Below are 17,406 nucleotides of genomic sequence, written 5' to 3' on the forward strand. Positions count from 1 at the left end.
ATCATCGCCGCACGGCCGATTGTCCGGCCGTGCCAGGGCGCGACCGTTGTTCCACAGAACCCGAGGAGTAGATCCGTGATGACCCGTTCCGTGCGCCGGACCCGGACGCTGCAGCTGGCCGGTGCGGGTGCCGCCGCCCTGATGGCACTGAGCGCCTGCTCCTCCTCGTCCGGCGACGACTCGTCGTCCAAGTCGAAGGCGTCGGACTCGTCGCCCTCCGCCTCCCCGAAGCTCTCCGGGAAGATCACCGTGTTCGCGGCCGCCTCCCTCAAGGAGAGCTTCACGACCCTGGGCAAGGAGTTCGAGAAGGCCCACCCCGGCACCACCGTCAGCTTCAACTTCGGCGGCAGCGACACCCTCGCCGCGAGCATCACCAGCGGCGCCCCGGCGGATGTCTTCGCCGCCGCCAGCCCCAAGACCATGGCGATCGTGACGGACAAGCAGGACGCGGTCGGAACCCCGGCCACCTTCGTCCGCAACCAGCTGGAGATCGCCACCCTGCCGGGCAACCCCGACAAGGTGGCCTCCCTGAAGGACCTCACCAAGTCCGGCCTGAAGGTCGTCCTGTGCGACAAGACCGTGCCGTGCGGCGCCGCCGCGCAGAAGGCCCTGGACGCCGGCAAGCTGAAGCTCACCCCGGCCTCCTACGAGCAGGACGTCAAGGCCGCCCTGACGAAGGTCGAGCTGAAGGAGGCCGACGCGGCCGTCGTCTACAAGACCGATGTGAAGGCCGCGGGTGACAAGGTGGAGGGCGTGGAGTTCCCCGAGTCTGCCAACGCCATCAACGACTACCCGATCGCCCTGCTGAAGAACGCCGGCAACGCCGCCGCTGCCAAGGCGTTCATCGAGCTGGTGCAGTCCGCCGAGGGCCAGAAGGTTCTGAGCGGGGCCGGGTTCCTCAAGCCGTGACCTCGCTCGACAGGCCCGGCGCCGCGGCCGACCCCCGCACGGGTGGGCCGCGGCGCCGCCGCGTCGGCACGGGGGGCCGACGCGGGGTGCCGTTGCCGCTGCTGGTGCCCGGCGTGGTGGCGATGGCGTTCCTGCTGCTGCCGCTGATCGCGCTGCTCGTACGGGCTCCCTGGCGGAGCCTGCCGCAGCAGCTGACCAGCGCGGAGGTGTGGCAGGCGCTCCAGCTGTCCCTGGTCACCGCGACGGCGGCGACAGCCGTGAGCCTGGTGCTGGGGGTGCCGCTGGCCTGGCTGCTGGCCCGTACGGAGTTCCCGGGCCGCGGTCTCGTCCGCGCCCTGGTGACCCTGCCCCTGGTGCTTCCGCCGGTGGTCGGCGGTGTGGCCCTGCTGCTCGCCCTGGGCCGCAACGGCGTCGTCGGCAAGTGGCTCGACTCCTGGTTCGGGATCACCCTTCCCTTCACCACCACCGGCGTCGTGATCGCGGAGGCGTTCGTCGCGATGCCGTTCCTGGTCATCAGCGTCGAGGGCACCCTGCGGGCCGCCGACCCGCGCTTCGAGGAGGCGGCCACCACGCTCGGCGCCTCCCGCTTCACCGCGTTCCGCCGGGTCACCCTGCCGCTGATCGCCCCCGGCATCGCCGCGGGCGCGGTCCTGGCCTGGGCCCGCGCGCTCGGCGAGTTCGGGGCGACGATCACCTTCGCGGGCAACTTCCCCGGCCGCACCCAGACCATGCCCCTCGCGGTCTACCTCGCGCTGCAGAACGACCCCGAGGCGGCCATCGCCCTCAGCCTGGTCCTGCTGGCCGTGTCCGTCGCGGTCCTGGCGGGATTGCGGGACCGGTGGCTGACGGAGACCGGGCGGTGACGGGAGGATGGAAGACGACGCTGTGCGTGTGCCGACGAAGGACGCCCTCTCCATGACCGACATCGACGCCCCCGAGGCCGGCCTCCAGGTGGTGGGCGAGCAGGGGCTCGACGCCCGGCTCGTCGTCGAGCAGGGCTCCTTCCGCCTCGACGTGGCCCTGACCGCCGCCCCGGGGGACGTCGTGGCGCTGCTCGGCCCGAACGGCGCAGGCAAGACCACCGCCCTGCGCGCCCTCGCCGGTCTCGTCCCGCTCACCGACGGCCATCTGCGGCTGGACGGTGTCCTCCTGGACCGCACTCCGCCCGAGTCCCGCCCGGTCGGCGTCGTCTTCCAGGACTACCTGCTCTTCCCGCACCTGTCCGCCCTGGACAACGTGGCCTTCGGCCCGCGCTGCCAGGGCGCCTCCAAGACCGAGGCGCGGGCCCAGGCCATCGCCTGGCTGGACCGCATGGGCCTGGCCGACCACGCCGGTGCCAGGCCCCGCAGGCTCTCCGGCGGCCAGGCCCAGCGCGTCGCGCTCGCCCGTGCCCTGGCCACCCGGCCCCGGCTGCTGCTCCTGGACGAGCCGCTGGCAGCCCTGGACGCCCGTACCCGTCTGGAGGTCCGCGCCCAGCTCCGCCGCCATCTGGCCGAGTTCGAGGCGGTCGCCGTCCTGGTCACGCACGATCCGCTGGACGCCATGGTGCTCGCGGACCGGCTGGTGGTCGTCGAGCACGGCCGGGTCGTCCAGGAAGGCTCCCCGGCCGACATCGCCCGCCATCCGCGCACCGACTACATCGCGCAGCTGGTCGGCCTCAACCTCTACCGGGGACTGGCCGAGGGGCACAGGGTACGGCTCGACGCCGGCCCCTCGATCACGACCACGGAGGTCCTCTCCGGGCCGGCCTTCGTGGCGTTCCCGCCGGTCGCCGTCACCCTCTTCCGGGACCGGCCCACCGGTGCCAGCGCCCGCAACCTGTGGCGCTGCGAGGTCGCCGGTCTGGAGACCCACGGCGACCAGATCCGCGCCGACCTCATCGGCGAACTCCCCCTCGCCGCCGACCTCACCACGGTCGCCGCGGCCGAGCTGGACCTGCATCCCGGCGCAGCTGTCTGGGCGACGGTCAAAGCGACGCAGACACACGCATACCCTGCCTGAACGGCGCGCGCCCTACTGTGGGTGCCCATGACACTGAGCATCCGCAACCAGCTCCCCGGAACCGTCACCGAGGTCCACCCCGGCGAGGTCATGGCCACGGTCAAGATCCGCCTGGACGGCGGGCAGGAGCTCATGGCGGCCATCACTCTGGAGGCCGTCGAGCAGCTCGGCCTCGCCCCGGACTCCCGCGTCCTCTCACTGGTGAAGTCGACGGAGATCTCACTCGCCACGGGCCGGTTCGAGGGTCTGTCGATCCGCAACCAGCTTCCCGGCGCGATCGTCCATATCGCCCTCGGCGGAGCCATGGCCTCCGTGAAGGTGTCGGTGCCCGGCGGCGAACTCACGGCCGTGATCACCAAGGACGCGGCCGAAGACCTCGGCTTCTTCGTCGGTTCCGACGTGATCGCCCTGATCAAGGCGACCGAGGTGGCTCTGGCCTCGGCGTGAGCACGGCAGAGCCCCGCCCGAACACGGGCGGGGCTCTCTGTCACCAGGGGGTCGCTCAGTCCTCGTACGCGTCCAGCGGCGGGCAGGAGCAGACCAGGTTGCGGTCACCGAAGGCCTGGTCGATCCGGCGCACCGGCGGCCAGTACTTGTCGGCGGCCGAGACACCGGCCGGGAAGACGGCGTCCTCGCGGCTGTAGGCGTGCTTCCACTCGCCGCCGAGCGCGGCCGCGGTGTGCGGGGCGTTCGCCAGCGGGTTGTCCTGCGCCGGCCACTCGCCGGAGCCGACCTTCTCGATCTCCGCGCGGATGGCGATCATCGCGTCGCAGAACCGGTCCAGCTCGGCCAGGTCCTCGGACTCGGTCGGCTCGATCATCAGCGTGCCGGCCACCGGGAAGGACATGGTCGGCGCGTGGAAGCCGTAGTCGATCAGGCGCTTGGCCACGTCGTCCACGCTCACGCCGGTCGCCTTGGTCAGCGGACGCAGGTCGATGATGCACTCGTGCGCGACCAGGTTGCCGGGGCCGGTGTAGAGCACCGGGTAGTGCGGCTCCAGGCGCTTGGCGACGTAGTTCGCGGAGAGCACGGCCACCTGGGTGGCACGCTTCAGGCCCTCGCCGCCCATCAGGCGGACGTACGCCCACGAGATCGGCAGGATGCCCGCGCTGCCCCAGGGCGCCGCCGAGATCGGGCCGACGCCCGTCTCCGGGCCGGCCGCCGGCTGCAGCGGGTGGTTGGGCAGGTGCGGCGCCAGGTGCGAGCGGACCGCGACCGGGCCGACGCCGGGGCCGCCGCCACCGTGCGGGATGCAGAAGGTCTTGTGCAGGTTCAGGTGCGAGACGTCGCCGCCGAAGTGGCCCGGCTTGGCGAGGCCGACCAGGGCGTTGAGGTTGGCGCCGTCGACGTAGACCTGACCGCCGGCCTCGTGCACCTGGGCGCAGATGTCGGCGACGTGCTCCTCGAACACACCGTGCGTGGACGGGTAGGTGATCATCAGGACCGCCAGCTCGTCGCGGTACTGCTCGATCTTGGCCCGCAGGTCCTCGACGTCGATCTCGCCGTCCTCGGCGGTCTTCACGACGACGACCTTCATACCGGCCATCACCGCGCTGGCGGCGTTGGTGCCGTGCGCGGAGGACGGGATCAGGCAGACGGTGCGCTGCGCGTCGCCGTTGGCCCGGTGGTAGCCGCGAACGGCCAGCAGACCGGCCAGCTCGCCCTGCGAACCGGCGTTCGGCTGGAGCGAGACCTTGTCGTAGCCGGTGACCTCGGCGAGGCGCTCCTCGAGCTCGCGGATGAGCGTGAGGTAGCCCTCGGCCTGCTCGGCGGGCGCGAAGGGGTGCAGCTGGCCGAACTCGGGCCAGGTGACCGGCTCCATCTCGGTGGTCGCGTTGAGCTTCATGGTGCAGGAGCCCAGCGGGATCATGCCGCGGTCGAGCGCGTAGTCGCGGTCGGCCAGCTTGCGCAGGTAGCGCAGCATGGCGGTCTCGGAGCGGTGCTCGTGGAAGACCGGGTGGGTCAGGAAGTCGTCGCTGCGCAGCAGCGCCTGGGGCACGGTGTCCGCGGCCGTCACGTCCAGCGCCTCGATGTCGCCCTCGACACCGAAGGCGGACCAGACGGCGGCCAGCTGGGCCCGGTCGGTGGTCTCGTCACAGGCGAGGGAGACGTGGTCGGCGTCCACGAGACGCAGGTTGACCCCGTTCTCCAGGGCGGCGGCGGCCACCTCGGCGGCCTTGCCGGGCACGCGCGCGGTGAGGGTGTCGAAGTAGGCGCCGTGGACGATCTCGACACCGCCGGCCTTCAGGCCCTCGGCGAGGATCGTGGCGTAGCGGTGGGTGCGGCGGGCGATGGCGCGCAGCCCCTCGGGACCGTGGTAGACGGCGTACATGCCGGCCATCACGGCGAGCAGCACCTGCGCGGTGCAGATGTTGCTCGTGGCCTTCTCACGGCGGATGTGCTGCTCACGGGTCTGCAGCGCGAGGCGGTAGGCCCTGTTGCCGTCGGCGTCGACGGAGACGCCGACCAGACGGCCGGGCAGGCTGCGCGCGAACTTCTCGTGCACCGCCATGTAGCCGGCGTGCGGCCCGCCGAAGCCCATCGGCACACCGAAGCGCTGGGTCGTGCCGACGGCGATGTCCGCACCCAGCTCACCCGGCGAGGTCAGCAGGGTGAGGGCCAGCAGGTCGGCGGAGACGGTGACGAGGGCGCCCAGCTCGTGCGCCTGGTCGATGACCGGCTTGATGTCGCGCACTGCACCGGAGGCGCCCGGGTACTGGATCAGCACGCCGTTGATCTCGCGCGCCGCGACGTCGTCCGGGATGCCGTCGCTGAGGTCGGCGACGACGACCTCGACACCGGTCGGCTCGGCACGCGTCTCGATGACGGCGATGGTCTGCGGCAGCGCGTCCGCGTCGACCAGGAACAGGCCCTTCTTGTTCTTGCCCATGCGCCGGGACAGCGACATCGCCTCGGCGGCGGCCGTGCCCTCGTCCAGGAGAGAGGCGCCGGACGTGGGCAGACCGGTGAGGTCGGCGACCATCGTCTGGAAGTTCAGCAGCGCCTCGAGGCGGCCCTGCGAGATCTCCGGCTGGTACGGCGTGTAGGCCGTGTACCAGGCCGGGTTCTCCATGACGTTGCGCAGGATGACCGGCGGGGTGAAGGTCCCGTAGTACCCGAGCCCGATCATCGAGCCGAGCACCTGGTTGCGGTCGGCGAGCGAGCGCAGCTCGGCGAGCACCTCGGCCTCGGTACGGGCACCCGGCAGATCGAGCGCGTCGGCGTTCTTGATCACATCCGGCACCGCGGCGGCGGTGAGCTCGTCGAGCGAGCCGTAACCGATGTGCGCGAGCATCTTGGCCCGCGCCTCCTGGTCGGGTCCGATGTGGCGCTGTTCGAAGGGGATGCCCGCTTCGAGCTCGGAGAGCGGAGTGCGATGGGCGGTCATTGCGGAGGCCTCCTGGTCTGACGCGACCTTCGAGGGGCACCACGGCGGTTGCCCCGACGGCCTCCCCCTCTGTCATCAAAACCTGAGAGCTTCACCGGGCGCCCGAGGGGCCCGGCTTTCACCGTCGGTGAGGGCGGGAGCCGTCGACACCCGCCCTGCTTTCCAGAGTGACCTCGTCCGTGCGGTACGTGAGCCTGAGAGATTCCGGGGAGGATTTGCTCCTTCGGCGCCTCCGAGGTGGTCGGAGGACTCTCCCGCACGGGGTCAGCAGCCGCTGCCAGGGTACCAGCGAGGTCAACGCATGGGCCCTCGAGTGGCCGCCTCCTTGAATGTGCTCTTTTGTAGTGCTTACGGATGAGTTGCGACCAAGTGGAGGGAGAGGGACCGTGCAGACCGAAATCGATCCGCGCAACCTGATCGGCCGCAAGGCGTTCGACCGCAATGGCACCAAGATCGGCACCATCGACGAGGTGTACCTCGACGACGCCACGGGCGTGCCCGAGTGGGCGGCCATACGCACCGGCCTGTTCTCCCGGGACGCCTTCGTCCCCCTGGAGCCCAGCGAACTGGTGGAGGGCGCCCTCCGGGTCCCCTTCGACCGCGCGCTCATCAAGGACGCCCCCGACTTCGGCGTGGGCCGCCACCTCTCCCCCGAACAGGAACTCCAGCTCTACCACCACTACGGCCTGGACGCGGCCGCACCTCCCTCGGTACCGGACCACGACTTCGGCAAGCTGGCGGGCACGGAAGAGGTCTGATCCCCGGCCGGGAGCAGGTGGGCAACGTCGGTTCCCGCAACCAACGGCAACGGCTCGGCCGGCTCCAGCGCAGGATCGTCGACGAAGAACGTACGGACCCGCCCCGGCTCGGACTGCGGTGTCTCGAAGCGGACAGTGACCCGCCCCAGGCCGCTGCCCTGCACCCAGCCGTGCCCGTACTCGGTGTGCCGCACGTCGTAGCCGGCGCGCCACTGCCGCTCGGCGGGCTCCAGGCGCTCCTCCGCGGCGTCGGGCAGGGCCTCCTCCGACGCCTCCGCTGCCGCGGCCGCGTCCCGCTCGCCGGCCGCGGCCTGCGCGAACAGGTCCTCCTGGGTGTAGTCGGCGAGCCCCGAGACACCCACGCCCAGCAGCCGTACCCCGCCCGTGGTGTCCACGGACTCCAGCAGCCGCGCGGCCGCCTCCCTGATCACCGCCGGATCGTCGGTGGGGCCGCGGAGCGTCTCGGAGCGGGTCAGCGTCGAGAAGTCGTACCGCCGGACCTTCAGCACGATGGTCCGCCCGGACAGCCCGGCCCCGCGCAGCCGCCCCACGCACCGGTCGGCGAGCCGCTGCACCTCCAGTCCGACCCGCAGCCGGTCATGGATGTCCACGTCGTAGGTGTCCTCGACCGACACCGACTTGGTCTCCCGCTCGGCCACCACGGGCCGGTCGTCGTGCGCCAGCGCCATGGCGTACAGCGCGTGCCCGTGCGCCTTGCCGAGCATGCGGACGAGTTCGTCCTCACCCGCCTCGGCCAGCTCCTCGACGGTCGTGATCCCGGCCCGCCGCAGATGGTCCCCGGTCGCCGGCCCGACGCCGGGCAGCGTCCGCACCGACATGGGGCCCAGCAGCGCCCGCTCGGACCCGGGCTCGATCAGCACGAGCCCGTCGGGCTTGGCCTGCTCCGAGGCGATCTTCGCGAGCATCTTGGAGGCGGCCAGCCCCACCGACCCGGTCAGCCCCGTGACCGTCCGGATGTCCGCCCGCAGCCTCGTCCCGGCCAGCCGCGCCGAGGCCTCGTCCCAGGCCGCTCCCCCGGCCTCCAGATCGACGAACGCCTCGTCCAGGCTCAGCGGCTCCACCAGCGGCGACAGCGCCCGCAGCAGCGCCATGACCTGCTCGCTGACCGACTTGTACAGGGCGAAGCGCGGCACGAGGTACGCGGCGTTCGGCGCCAGCCTGCGGGCCTGGGCCATCGGCATCGCCGAGTGGACCCCGAAGACCCGGGCCTCGTACGACGCGGTGGCCACCACTCCGCGCGGTCCGAGTCCGCCCACGACGACGGCCTTCCCGCGCAGGCTCGGCTTGGACGCCTGCTCCGCCGAGGCGAAGAAGGCATCCATGTCGAGATGCAGGATCGTGGGCGCGTTTCTCACATCTCCGATGCTGCACCACGCCACTGACAACGCGGGCCCCGAAGGGGCGCCGTCAGACCGCCCGGTTGCGGCGCCTGGCCAGCTCGTCCGCCGGGTTGTTCCCGAGCAGGGTCTCCCCGGTGTCGATGCGCTCGCCGTGCAGCTGGGAGAGCGCGCTTTCCACGTCCCGCCAGACCACGCCGACGGCGATGCCGAAGATCCCCTGACCGCCCTGGAGCAGGGCGTGGACCTCGTCGGGCGAGGTGCACTCGTAGACCGTGGCGCCGTCGCTCATGAGCGTCATCCGCTCCAGGTCACGGAAACCGCGTTCCCGGAGGTGCTGGACGGCAGTACGGATGTTCTGCAGCGAGACCCCGGTGTCCAGGAACCGCTTGACGATCTTCAGTACGACGACGTCACGGAAGCTGTACAGGCGCTGCGTGCCCGAGCCGTACGCGGGCCGCACGCTCGGCTCGACGAGGCCGGTGCGGGCCCAGTAGTCGAGCTGCCGATAGGTGATTCCGGCGGCCGCGCAGGCGGTGGGCCCGCGATAGCCGATCTCTTCGGACGCCATGGACGTCGCCCCTCCGCCGTCGGGCACCACCGTCGGTCGCTGTGAGGCGTGGTCGACCGCGCTGCCGGGCTGGGGGTATCCCCTGTCCGAACGCGGCTGAGAACCCGGGGGAGGGTACGGACCGCTCTCCCCGAGTCGTCCGGGGGCACCCCCAGCCGTACCGTCGCCGCTGATTCTCACGCCGACCTCCGTCCTTGACCTGCCTTCTCGACGGTAGGCAGTCACCAGGGGTGCGTCAACGATCGCCACACTCGGCACGCCGAGTGATAATCACCCTAGGAGTGGTTTCCCGTGTCCCACCGCGGGGAAAGGCTAGCCGAATGCTCCGGCGACGGGCCGTAGGACGCTCTCAATGGCCGGTGGCAATTGCCACGGCGCCGGGCCCTGCGAGCCGCCGACCGGCCGGTCACGGACCCTGCGGGACGCCCGGCCGGCCCCCGTCTCACTGGCTGCTGGTGCCGAAGTCCTCGGGCGAGATCTGGTCGAGGAACTCGCGGAACTTCTCCACCTCGTCCTCCTGCTCGTCCGGGATCGCGATGCCGGCGTCGTCCAGCACCGTGTCACTGCCGTAGATCGGCGTTCCGGTGCGCAGCGCGAGCGCTATGGCGTCCGAGGGACGCGCGCTCACCTCGACCCCGCTGGCGAAGACCAGCTCCGCGTAGAAGACGCCCTCACGCAGATCCGTGATGCGTACTTCGGTCAGCTCCTGGCCGACGGCCTCCAGCACGTCCTTGAACAGGTCGTGGGTAAGCGGTCGCGCGGGGGCCATGCCCTGCTGGGCGAAGGCGATCGCCGTCGCCTCCCCCGGCCCGATCCAGATGGGGAGGTAACGGTCGCCCCCCACTTCGCGCAGGAGCACGATCGGTTGGTTGGAGGGCATTTCCACCCGGACACCTACGACATCGAGCTCGTTCACACAGCAACCCTAGGCCGTGCCCGGGACGTTTGGGTAGTCGGGCCGGGAACAGGTGCCCGATCCGGCCCCCGGAACCCACGCCGCTCAGGGCAGCCGGACACCCAGAGCGATCTGCACCAGCGCGGCGTGCAGCTTCACCGTGAGCGCCGCCAGCTCCTTCGCCCGGGCCTCGGCGTGAGCCCTGGTCTGCGGGTTGCGGTGGCGCTTGAGAGGAGCCACCACCTGGTCCACGAGTCCCGCCTCGCGGTCGGCGGCGGCCTTCATCACCCGAAGGTGGCGCGGCTCGATCCCGAACCGGCCCAGCTCGGCGATCAGCGAGGCCACGGTGACGGCCTCGGAGTCGTACGCCCCGTCCTCCAGTGGGGCGATGAGCCCGTACGACTCCCACTCCTCGAGGTCGCCCTCGGCGATGTCGGCGGCCGCCAGCAGCGCGGCCCGCCCGATCCGGGCGACCGCGGGCCGCTCGAGCGGCTCCAGCACGTCCTCACCGGTGCGCTGGCGCCCGACCAGGGGCAGCTGGACGGCCTCGCCCCGCCCCATGGCGTCCAGGTGCTCGCGGATCACCTTGAGCGGCAGATAATGGTCCCGCTGCATCCTGAGGACATGAGCGAGGCGCTCGACGTCACCGGCACTGAACTTCCGGTACCCCGAAGGGGTCCGCTGCGGCTCGACGAGGCCCTCCGACTCCAGGAAGCGGATCTTGGAGATGGTGACCTCGGGGAACTCGTCACGCAGCGCGTTCAGCACCGCGCCGATGCTCATCAGCCCACTGCCCGCGGCGGCGGTACCGCTTCGGGCACCGCCGCTCGGTGTTTGAAGCATGGACCTTCCCTGGGATCCCCCCGGACGGAGTCCGGGGGGTCAGATGCCCTGCCGGCTCGAGTAGAAGACCAGCCGGTACTTGCCGATCTGCACCTCGTCACCGTTCGACAGAGCGACCTGGTCGATCCGCTCGCGGTTGACGTACGTGCCGTTCAGGCTGCCCACGTCGGCCACCGTGAACGAACCGTCCGGGGAGCGCCGGAACTCCACGTGCCGGCGGGACACCGTCACGTCGTCCAGGAAGATGTCGCTCTGCGGGTGACGGCCGGCCGTGGTCAGGTCGCTGTCCAGCAGGAAGCGGCTGCCCGAGTTCGGACCCCGGCGCACCACCAGCAGCGCCGAGCCCATCGGCAGCGCGTCGACCGCGGCCTGCGCCTCGGGCGAGAGCATCGGCATGGCCGTCTGGCCGGTCACCTCGGCGTCGTAGGCCTCGAGACCGGAGATGGAGATCGTGGACGTGGTCTCGGACGCGCGCTCCGGCGCCACACCGGGCCGCAGCGGCGCACCGCAGTTGGAACAGAAGCGGGCGTTCTCCGCGTTGCGGTTACCGCACCTCGTACAGACCAGGACCGACATGGACGGATCCTCCGCGGGGGCGTTGGACGCATACGGGTCGGGGGCAAACCCTCCACCCGCACTTGAGGTTGACGGTTGCCCGAAACCTATGCCGCCGGACTGGGCAGGGTCAACAGACGCCGCGCCCTGACCTCCGGAAATGTCACCGCCCGGACCAGCGACCTGGTCCCGGAACAGCGGGCGCTGGCCCTCTGCGTCAGGCTGTGCGCGATGACGAGCGGTCGCGTTGTCGCTGCCCTCTCGCGCGCTCTTGCCGAACAACTTCGCAAACAACTTCACGGGCGATTCCCCTTGACCGAAACAGACCCGCCCGTGGGGCAGGACGAACCCTGATTGCCTACACCGGCCGACCCGGACACCCTCACAACGTCCGTATCCACCAGACAGTTTCCACCACGCGCCACCCCTTCGGTGCGCCGACCCCCCGCAACCTCATGCCCCTGCCGGACGTCCCCCATGCACCACCGGTTCACTGGGAGGACGACCGAGCGTAGTCAGGCTGCTTCGCCTGTCGCAAGGCGTCCACGACGATCTTGCTCGATCGCTCGACGGTCGCCGTGGCCTGCTCCTTCTCCAGCGTCTGCACCACGCCTCCAGGAATGTTCAGCGCCGGCTCGAGATCCTGCGGCTTGCCGATGACCTTGAAACGATAGGGAGCGTTGATCTTGTTCCCGTCGACGCTCACGGTCTTCCCGGAGTCGGTGAAGTAGCTGCCCGCGACCACCCGTACTCCGTTGACCTCGATCGCCTCCGCGCCGGCCGCGCGCAACTCCTGGATCGTGTCGAGCAGCATGTCCGCCTTGACCGTCCCCTTCGTGTCCTCGATCGTCATGGTGATGCCGGGACCCTGCGCGGCCACGGTGCCCGCCAGAATGCCGAGTTGTCTCTCCTTCTCGGCGGTCTGCCGGCGCGCCTCCGCGGCCTGGTCGGAACTGCTCTGCAGCTCCTGGCGCTGCTTCTCGAGTCCCTGCTTCTCGTCCTCAAGACGCTGAGTACGGTCATCCAGTTCATCGAGGATGCGAACAAGATCTTCCTGACGGGCCCCGCGCAGCGCGCTGTCGCTGTCGCTGTTCGACGCCACCTGCACCGCCAGACCGAAACCGAGGCCGAACAGCAGCAGCGCGACGATGAGTTGGGCCCGGGTCACCCGCGGCGGCCACAGCCCCTTGACCAGCCGCTGGCGCCCGGTGAGCTGCGGCTCGGCACTCTCGGCGGGCACCTGTTCGGGCTCGGCCGCAGGGGCCGGCACCTCGTCGGGCAGTTCCTTGCGCAGCCTGTTCTCCGGCTGCTCTTCCTGGTTGCTCATCCGCCTCACGCCCGGAAGACGTGCCGCCGGATCGCCGCGGCGTTCGAGAAGATCCGAATACCGAGAACGACCACCACACCCGTGGACAGCTGGGCACCCACGCCCAACTTGTCGCCCAGGAAAACGATCAGCGCGGCCACGACCACGTTCGACAGGAACGACACCACGAAGACCTTGTCGTCGAAGATGCCGTCCAGCATGGCCCGCAGACCACCGAACACGGCGTCCAGCGCCGCCACGACGGCGATCGGCAGATAAGGCTCGACGACCGCCGGAACCTCCGGCCGGACCAACAGGCCGGCCACGACTCCCACGACGAGGCCCAGTACGGCGATCACGATGTGCCCTTCTCAGTCTTCTCGGCGTTCGGCTGTGCTGTGCGTACGATCACACTCGGTGCGGCGGGCAACCGGACGTCACCCTGTGTGGAGATGGTGGCGCGGATGCCGAAATTCTGCTCCAGGGCATGCAGATACAGCCCGTCCGCGCTGTTCTGGAACCCGGTGCTCAGCTGCTCTCCGTCCCCCACCGCCAGCACCGTGTACGGCGGCACCAGCGGCCTGTTGTCGACCAGTATCGCGTCACCCGCGGCTCTGATCGCGGACAGGGCCGTCAGCCGCTGTCCGTTGATCGAGACGGCCTCCGCCCCCGAGGCCCACAGCCCGTTGACCACGCGCTGCATGTCCCGGTCGCGCAGCCGCCCGGTGTCGGAGAATCCGGAGGTCTCACGCGGATTGTTGGCGCCGTCGCCGCCGGTGCTGGCCTCCTTGGCGTCGTCGACCACGAGCTTCACACCGGGACCGTGCACCGCGGTGGCGCCCGACAGAATGCCCACCAGGTCCGCCCCGGAACCGCCGCCGCTCTGCTTCAGCGCCGCCCGCTGGCGGCCGCTGACGTCGTCGCGCAGCTTGTCGACATCGCCTTCCAGGCTGTCCGCGGCCGCGGTCTCGCGGTCGATGCGGTCGATCAGCTCCTGGCGCTCCTTGGCCACCACGGGCGCCGCCACCCGCGCCTGGGCCGCTCCGACGGTCACGACCAGCGCCGCGAGCACCAGTCCGGCCGCCAGGCCCAGCTTCGCCCTGAGGGTCTTCGGCAGCCCGCCTTCGATGCCCTGGGACCTCTTCCGGGCGGCGGCCTCGGCGTACCCGTCGTCGAGGCTGTGGTCCATGACGTTGGTGATCAACGACATGGAAGCGTCCGGACGCCGCGCCCGAGGGGGGCTGCTCCGAACGGGGGGTTGCTGCGGCATGCCGCACATCGTCGCATGTCGCGCGCAGTACCTCCGAATGGCCCCACCGGCGTGCCGGACAGGCCCCCTAGGGGACACTTGTCCGGCACGCGCGTGTGCTGTGGCTTTTGCCGCCCGGAGCTGCCGGTTTACCGCCCGGCGCTGTCCACCACGGCGGACCACTCGTCCAGCAGGGCCTGTGCCGAGGCGTCGTCGGGCCCCTCGGCCCACAGATGGGTGACGGCCTCGGCGGGGTCGGGCAGCACCATCACCCAGCGGCCGTCGGTCTCGACGACCCGGACACCGTCCGTCGTGTCGACAAAGCGATCACCGGCCGCCTCGACGACACGCCGCATCACCAGACCCTTGACGGCCCACGGGGTCGCCAGGTCCCGTTTGTGGACGTGCGCCCGCGGAATCCGCGCGTCGATCTGGCTCAGCGTGAGCTGCGTGCGCGCCACCAGCCCGATCAGCCGTACGAAGGCGGCCGTGCCGTCGTAGACGCCGCTGAACTCGGGGACGATGAACCCGCCCTTGCCGTCACCGCCGAAAATGGTGCCCTCTTCGCGTCCCACGCGCGTGAGGTCGTCGGGAGACGTGGTCGTCCACTCGACCTGTGTGCCGTGGTAGGCGGCCACCTGCTCGGCGATCCGGGTCGTGGTCACCGGCAGCGCCACACGTCCGCTGCGCCGCTCGGCGGCCACCAGGTCCAGCATCACCAGCAGCGCCCGGTCGTCCTCGATGATCCGGCCCTTCTCGTCCACGAGCGACAGCCGCTCGCCGACGGGGTCGAACCGGACACCGAACGCGGCCCCCGAGGACGCCACGATCTCACCGAGGCGCACCAGCCCGTTGCGGCGCACCTCGGCGGTCTCCGTGGGCCTGGACTCGTCGAGACCCGGATTGACGGTCAGCGAGTCCACACCGAGCTTGCCGAGCAGGCTCGGCAGGACCAGACCGGCGCTGCCGTTGGAGGCGTCCACGACCACCTTCAGGCCCGATTCCGCGATGCCCGTGGTGTCCACGTTGCGCAGCAGCGAACCGGTGTAGGAGTCGAAGACGCTCGCCGGGAAGTACAGGTCACCGATCTCACCGGGGAACGCCCGGCGGTACTCCTGCCTCGCGAACACCCGGTCGAGCTTGCGCTGACCGCCCTGCGACAGATCCGCGCCCTGCCCGTCGAAGAACATGATGTCGACGGAGTCCGGCACACCCGGCGAGGTCCGGATCATGATGCCGCCGGCACTGCCCCGCGCGGTCTGCTGCCGGGCCACGGGAAGCGGCACGTTCTCCAGGTCCCGTACGTCGATGGCGCTGGCCTGGAGCGCGGAGATCACCGCTCGCTTGAGGGCGCGGGCGCCTCGCGAGTGGTCACGGGCCGTGGTGACCGTGGAACCCTTCTTCAACGTGGTCGCATAGGCACCCGCCAGCCGTACGGCGAGTTCCGGAGTGATCTCCACGTTCAGGATTCCGGACACACCGCGGGCACCGAAGAGCTGCGCCTGTCCCCTCGACTCCCAGATCACCGAGGTGTTGACGAAGGCTCCCGCCTCGATGGTCTTGAACGGGTAGACCCGCACATTGCCCTGGACAATCGATTCCTCACCGATCAGGCACTCGTCACCGATGACCGCGCCGTCCTCGATCCGGGCCGCCCGCATGATGTCGGTGTTCTTGCCCACGACACAGCCGCGCAGGTTGCTGTGCTGACCGACATACACGTTGTCGTGGACCACGGCCCGGTGCAGGAACGCACCGCTCTTGACGACGACATTGGAGCCGATGACGGTGTGCTCGCGGATTTCGGCGCCGGCCTCCACCTTGGCGTAGTCACCGATGTAGAGCGGTCCGCGGAGCACGGCGTCGGGGTGCACCTCGGCACCCTCAGCCACCCAGACGCCGGGCGATATCTCGAATCCGTCTATGTCGACGTTGACCTTGCCCTCGAGGACGTCGGCCTGGGCCTTCACGTAGCTCTCGTGGGTGCCGACGTCCTCCCAGTAGCCCTCGGCGACATAGCCGTAGATCGGCTTGCCTTCCTTCATCAGCTGCGGGAAGACATCGCCGGACCAGTCGACGGGCACATCGGGCTCGACGTAGTCGAACACCTCGGGCTCCATCACATAGATGCCCGTGTTCACCGTGTCGGAGAAGACCTGCCCCCAGGTCGGCTTCTCGAGGAAACGCTCGACCTGGCCTTCCTCGTCGACGATGGTGATACCGAACTCCAGCGGATTGGGCACCCGGGTCAGGCAAACCGTGACCAGTGCACCCTTCTCCTTGTGGAAATTGATCAGATCCGTGAGGTCGAAGTCCGTCAGAGCATCGCCGGAGATGACGAGGAAAGCATCGTCCTTCAACGCCTCTTCGGCGTTCTTGACGCTTCCGGCGGTACCGAGTGGCTTCTCCTCATTGGCGTATGTGAGCTCCATTCCGAGCTCATCGCCGTCGCCGAAGTAGTTCTTGACGAGCGATGCCAGGAACTGAACGGTGACAACGGTCTCGTTGAGCCCATGCCTTTTGAGCAGCCGAAGCACGTGCTCCATGATCGGACGGTTCGCCACAGGCAGGAGCGGCTTGGGCATGCTGGAGGTCATAGGGCGAAGGCGAGTGCCTTCGCCACCGGCCATCACGACGGCCTTCATGTCGGAAGCGTCCTCCTAGAGAGACGACGGTCTAGCCGACTTCACCCGTCCAGATTGTCCCGCAGTTTTCCGCAGCGGGCCATCGGGGCCACCATGTCCGGACAATCAACGAGCTCAATCGGCCGTGGCGTCCGCGCGGACCAGGCGGCGGACTTGCACCACGTAGAGCACTCCTGCCCACCAATAGAGCGTTGTACCCCATCCTGCGAACGCCCATCCGAAAACAGCGGCGACTGACGCGATCCATCCGTTTCCGTCACTGAGGAGCAGGAGCGGGAAGGCGTACATCAGGTTGAAGGTGGCGGCCTTCCCCAGGAAGTTCACCTGGGGCGGCGGATAGCCGTGCCGGCGGAGGATGCCCACCATCACCAGCAGAACCAGCTCTCTCGCGAGCAGGAGGCCGGTCAGCCAGAGCGGCAGGATCTCCCGCCACGTGAGCCCCAGCAGAGTGGTAAGCACGTACAGCCGGTCGGCAGCGGGATCGAGAAGCCGACCGAGGCTGCTGATCTGATTCCAGCGCCGGGCGAGCTTGCCGTCGAGATAGTCGCTGATCCCGCTGAAGGCCAACACCAGGAGGGCCCAGCCATCGCAGTTGGGACCCCCGAACTCCGGCCTGAGGATCAGCCAGAGGAAGAGGGGGACGCCGACGAGCCGCGCCATGCTGAGGATGTTGGGGATGGTGAGGACCCGGTCAGTCTGGACACGGGTCTCCTGGACCTCCACCCGGGGGCCTCCTGTGCGAAAACGAGCCAACGATGCCCCCTGACCCTACCTCAACGCAAAAAAGCTCCGGCCCCTGGGCTGTGTGCCCAAGAGCCGGAGCTGTAAAAGGAGTTCGGCGGCGTCCTACTCTCCCACAGGGTCCCCCCTGCAGTACCATCGGCGCTGTGAGGCTTAGCTTCCGGGTTCGGAATGTAACCGGGCGTTT

The 17,406-nt window shown here is 69.9% G+C and carries 16 protein-coding genes, 1 rRNA gene and 1 riboswitch; of the genes, 5 read left to right on the plus strand and 12 right to left on the minus strand.

Annotated elements, in window-relative coordinates; translation table 11 throughout:
* Nucleotides 1-78 precede the first annotated feature (78 nt).
* From modA to FB157_RS42440, 4 genes are read left to right on the plus strand one after another with little or no spacing between them, the layout of a single operon-like run.
* Nucleotides 79-909, plus strand: coding sequence for a molybdate ABC transporter substrate-binding protein (gene modA / locus FB157_RS42425; RefSeq protein ID WP_145886518.1), 831 nt, complete (start codon nt 79-81; stop codon nt 907-909).
* Nucleotides 906-1,772, plus strand: coding sequence for a molybdate ABC transporter permease subunit (gene modB / locus FB157_RS42430; RefSeq protein WP_145886478.1), 867 nt, complete (start codon nt 906-908; stop codon nt 1,770-1,772). The genes modA and modB overlap by 4 nt, the downstream gene beginning before the upstream one ends.
* Before the next feature lie 52 nt (nt 1,773-1,824).
* Nucleotides 1,825-2,910, plus strand: a complete 1,086-nt coding sequence (locus tag FB157_RS42435; RefSeq protein ID WP_145886520.1) for an ABC transporter ATP-binding protein — start codon at nt 1,825-1,827, stop codon at nt 2,908-2,910.
* A gap of 27 nt (nt 2,911-2,937) precedes the next feature.
* Nucleotides 2,938-3,357 (plus strand): molybdopterin-binding protein, encoded by a 420-nt coding sequence (locus tag FB157_RS42440; protein WP_145886480.1) that lies wholly within the window; start codon nt 2,938-2,940, stop codon nt 3,355-3,357.
* 55 nt (nt 3,358-3,412) lie between these two features.
* On the opposite strand, the gene gcvP is transcribed toward FB157_RS42440, so the two are convergent.
* Complete coding sequence (gene gcvP, locus FB157_RS42445; protein ID WP_145886482.1) at nt 3,413-6,298, minus strand: aminomethyl-transferring glycine dehydrogenase; 2,886 nt, start codon at nt 6,296-6,298, stop codon at nt 3,413-3,415.
* A gap of 172 nt (nt 6,299-6,470) precedes the next feature.
* Nucleotides 6,471-6,565: riboswitch (glycine riboswitch) on the minus strand.
* A 119-nt stretch (nt 6,566-6,684) separates the two neighbouring features.
* On the opposite strand from gcvP, the gene FB157_RS42450 reads away from it, so the two are divergent.
* Complete coding sequence (locus FB157_RS42450; RefSeq protein WP_186581930.1) at nt 6,685-7,056, plus strand: PRC-barrel domain-containing protein; 372 nt, start codon at nt 6,685-6,687, stop codon at nt 7,054-7,056.
* Here FB157_RS42450 and FB157_RS42455 read toward each other — a convergent pair.
* From FB157_RS42455 to rrf, 11 genes are all read right to left on the minus strand, one after another.
* Nucleotides 6,978-8,432, minus strand: a complete 1,455-nt coding sequence (locus FB157_RS42455) for a DNA polymerase IV (protein WP_145886486.1) — start codon at nt 8,430-8,432, stop codon at nt 6,978-6,980. The two genes, FB157_RS42450 and FB157_RS42455, sit on opposite strands and share 79 nt — an antisense overlap.
* Nucleotides 8,433-8,484: 52 nt before the next feature.
* On the minus strand, nt 8,485-9,165 hold the full coding sequence (locus FB157_RS42460; protein ID WP_145886488.1) for a MerR family transcriptional regulator: 681 nt from the start codon (nt 9,163-9,165) through the stop codon (nt 8,485-8,487).
* A gap of 262 nt (nt 9,166-9,427) precedes the next feature.
* Complete coding sequence (locus FB157_RS42465; RefSeq protein WP_026253112.1) at nt 9,428-9,901, minus strand: bifunctional nuclease family protein; 474 nt, start codon at nt 9,899-9,901, stop codon at nt 9,428-9,430.
* Between the two features lie 84 nt (nt 9,902-9,985).
* A complete protein-coding gene (locus tag FB157_RS42470; protein ID WP_145886490.1) occupies nt 9,986-10,723 on the minus strand; it encodes a MerR family transcriptional regulator in 738 nt (245 codons plus the stop codon).
* A gap of 39 nt (nt 10,724-10,762) precedes the next feature.
* Entirely contained in the window at nt 10,763-11,578 is an 816-nt protein-coding gene (locus FB157_RS42475; RefSeq protein WP_186581931.1) for an FHA domain-containing protein, read from the minus strand.
* Nucleotides 11,579-11,768: 190 nt separating this feature from the next.
* A complete protein-coding gene (locus FB157_RS42480; protein WP_145886494.1) occupies nt 11,769-12,605 on the minus strand; it encodes a DUF881 domain-containing protein in 837 nt (278 codons plus the stop codon).
* A gap of 5 nt (nt 12,606-12,610) precedes the next feature.
* The gene (locus FB157_RS42485) at nt 12,611-12,943 is read right to left on the minus strand and encodes a small basic family protein (RefSeq protein ID WP_003988855.1); all 333 of its coding nucleotides are present in this window, start codon (nt 12,941-12,943) and stop codon (nt 12,611-12,613) included.
* The gene (locus FB157_RS42490; RefSeq protein WP_145886496.1) at nt 12,940-13,863 is read right to left on the minus strand and encodes a DUF881 domain-containing protein; all 924 of its coding nucleotides are present in this window, start codon (nt 13,861-13,863) and stop codon (nt 12,940-12,942) included. Before FB157_RS42490 ends, FB157_RS42485 begins: the two co-directional genes overlap by 4 nt.
* Nucleotides 13,864-13,982: 119 nt before the next feature.
* Nucleotides 13,983-16,478 (minus strand): mannose-1-phosphate guanyltransferase, encoded by a 2,496-nt coding sequence (locus tag FB157_RS42495; RefSeq protein ID WP_145886498.1) that lies wholly within the window; start codon nt 16,476-16,478, stop codon nt 13,983-13,985.
* 114 nt (nt 16,479-16,592) lie between these two features.
* Entirely contained in the window at nt 16,593-17,201 is a 609-nt protein-coding gene (locus tag FB157_RS42500; RefSeq protein ID WP_145886500.1) for a CDP-alcohol phosphatidyltransferase family protein, read from the minus strand.
* Nucleotides 17,202-17,311: 110 nt separating this feature from the next.
* Nucleotides 17,312-17,406: ribosomal RNA gene (gene rrf / locus FB157_RS42505) — 5S ribosomal RNA — on the minus strand; the annotation flags it as partial.

It is taken from the genome of Streptomyces sp. BK340 (assembly GCF_007827595.1).
In the GTDB taxonomy this organism is placed as follows: Bacteria; Actinomycetota; Actinomycetes; order Streptomycetales; family Streptomycetaceae; genus Streptomyces.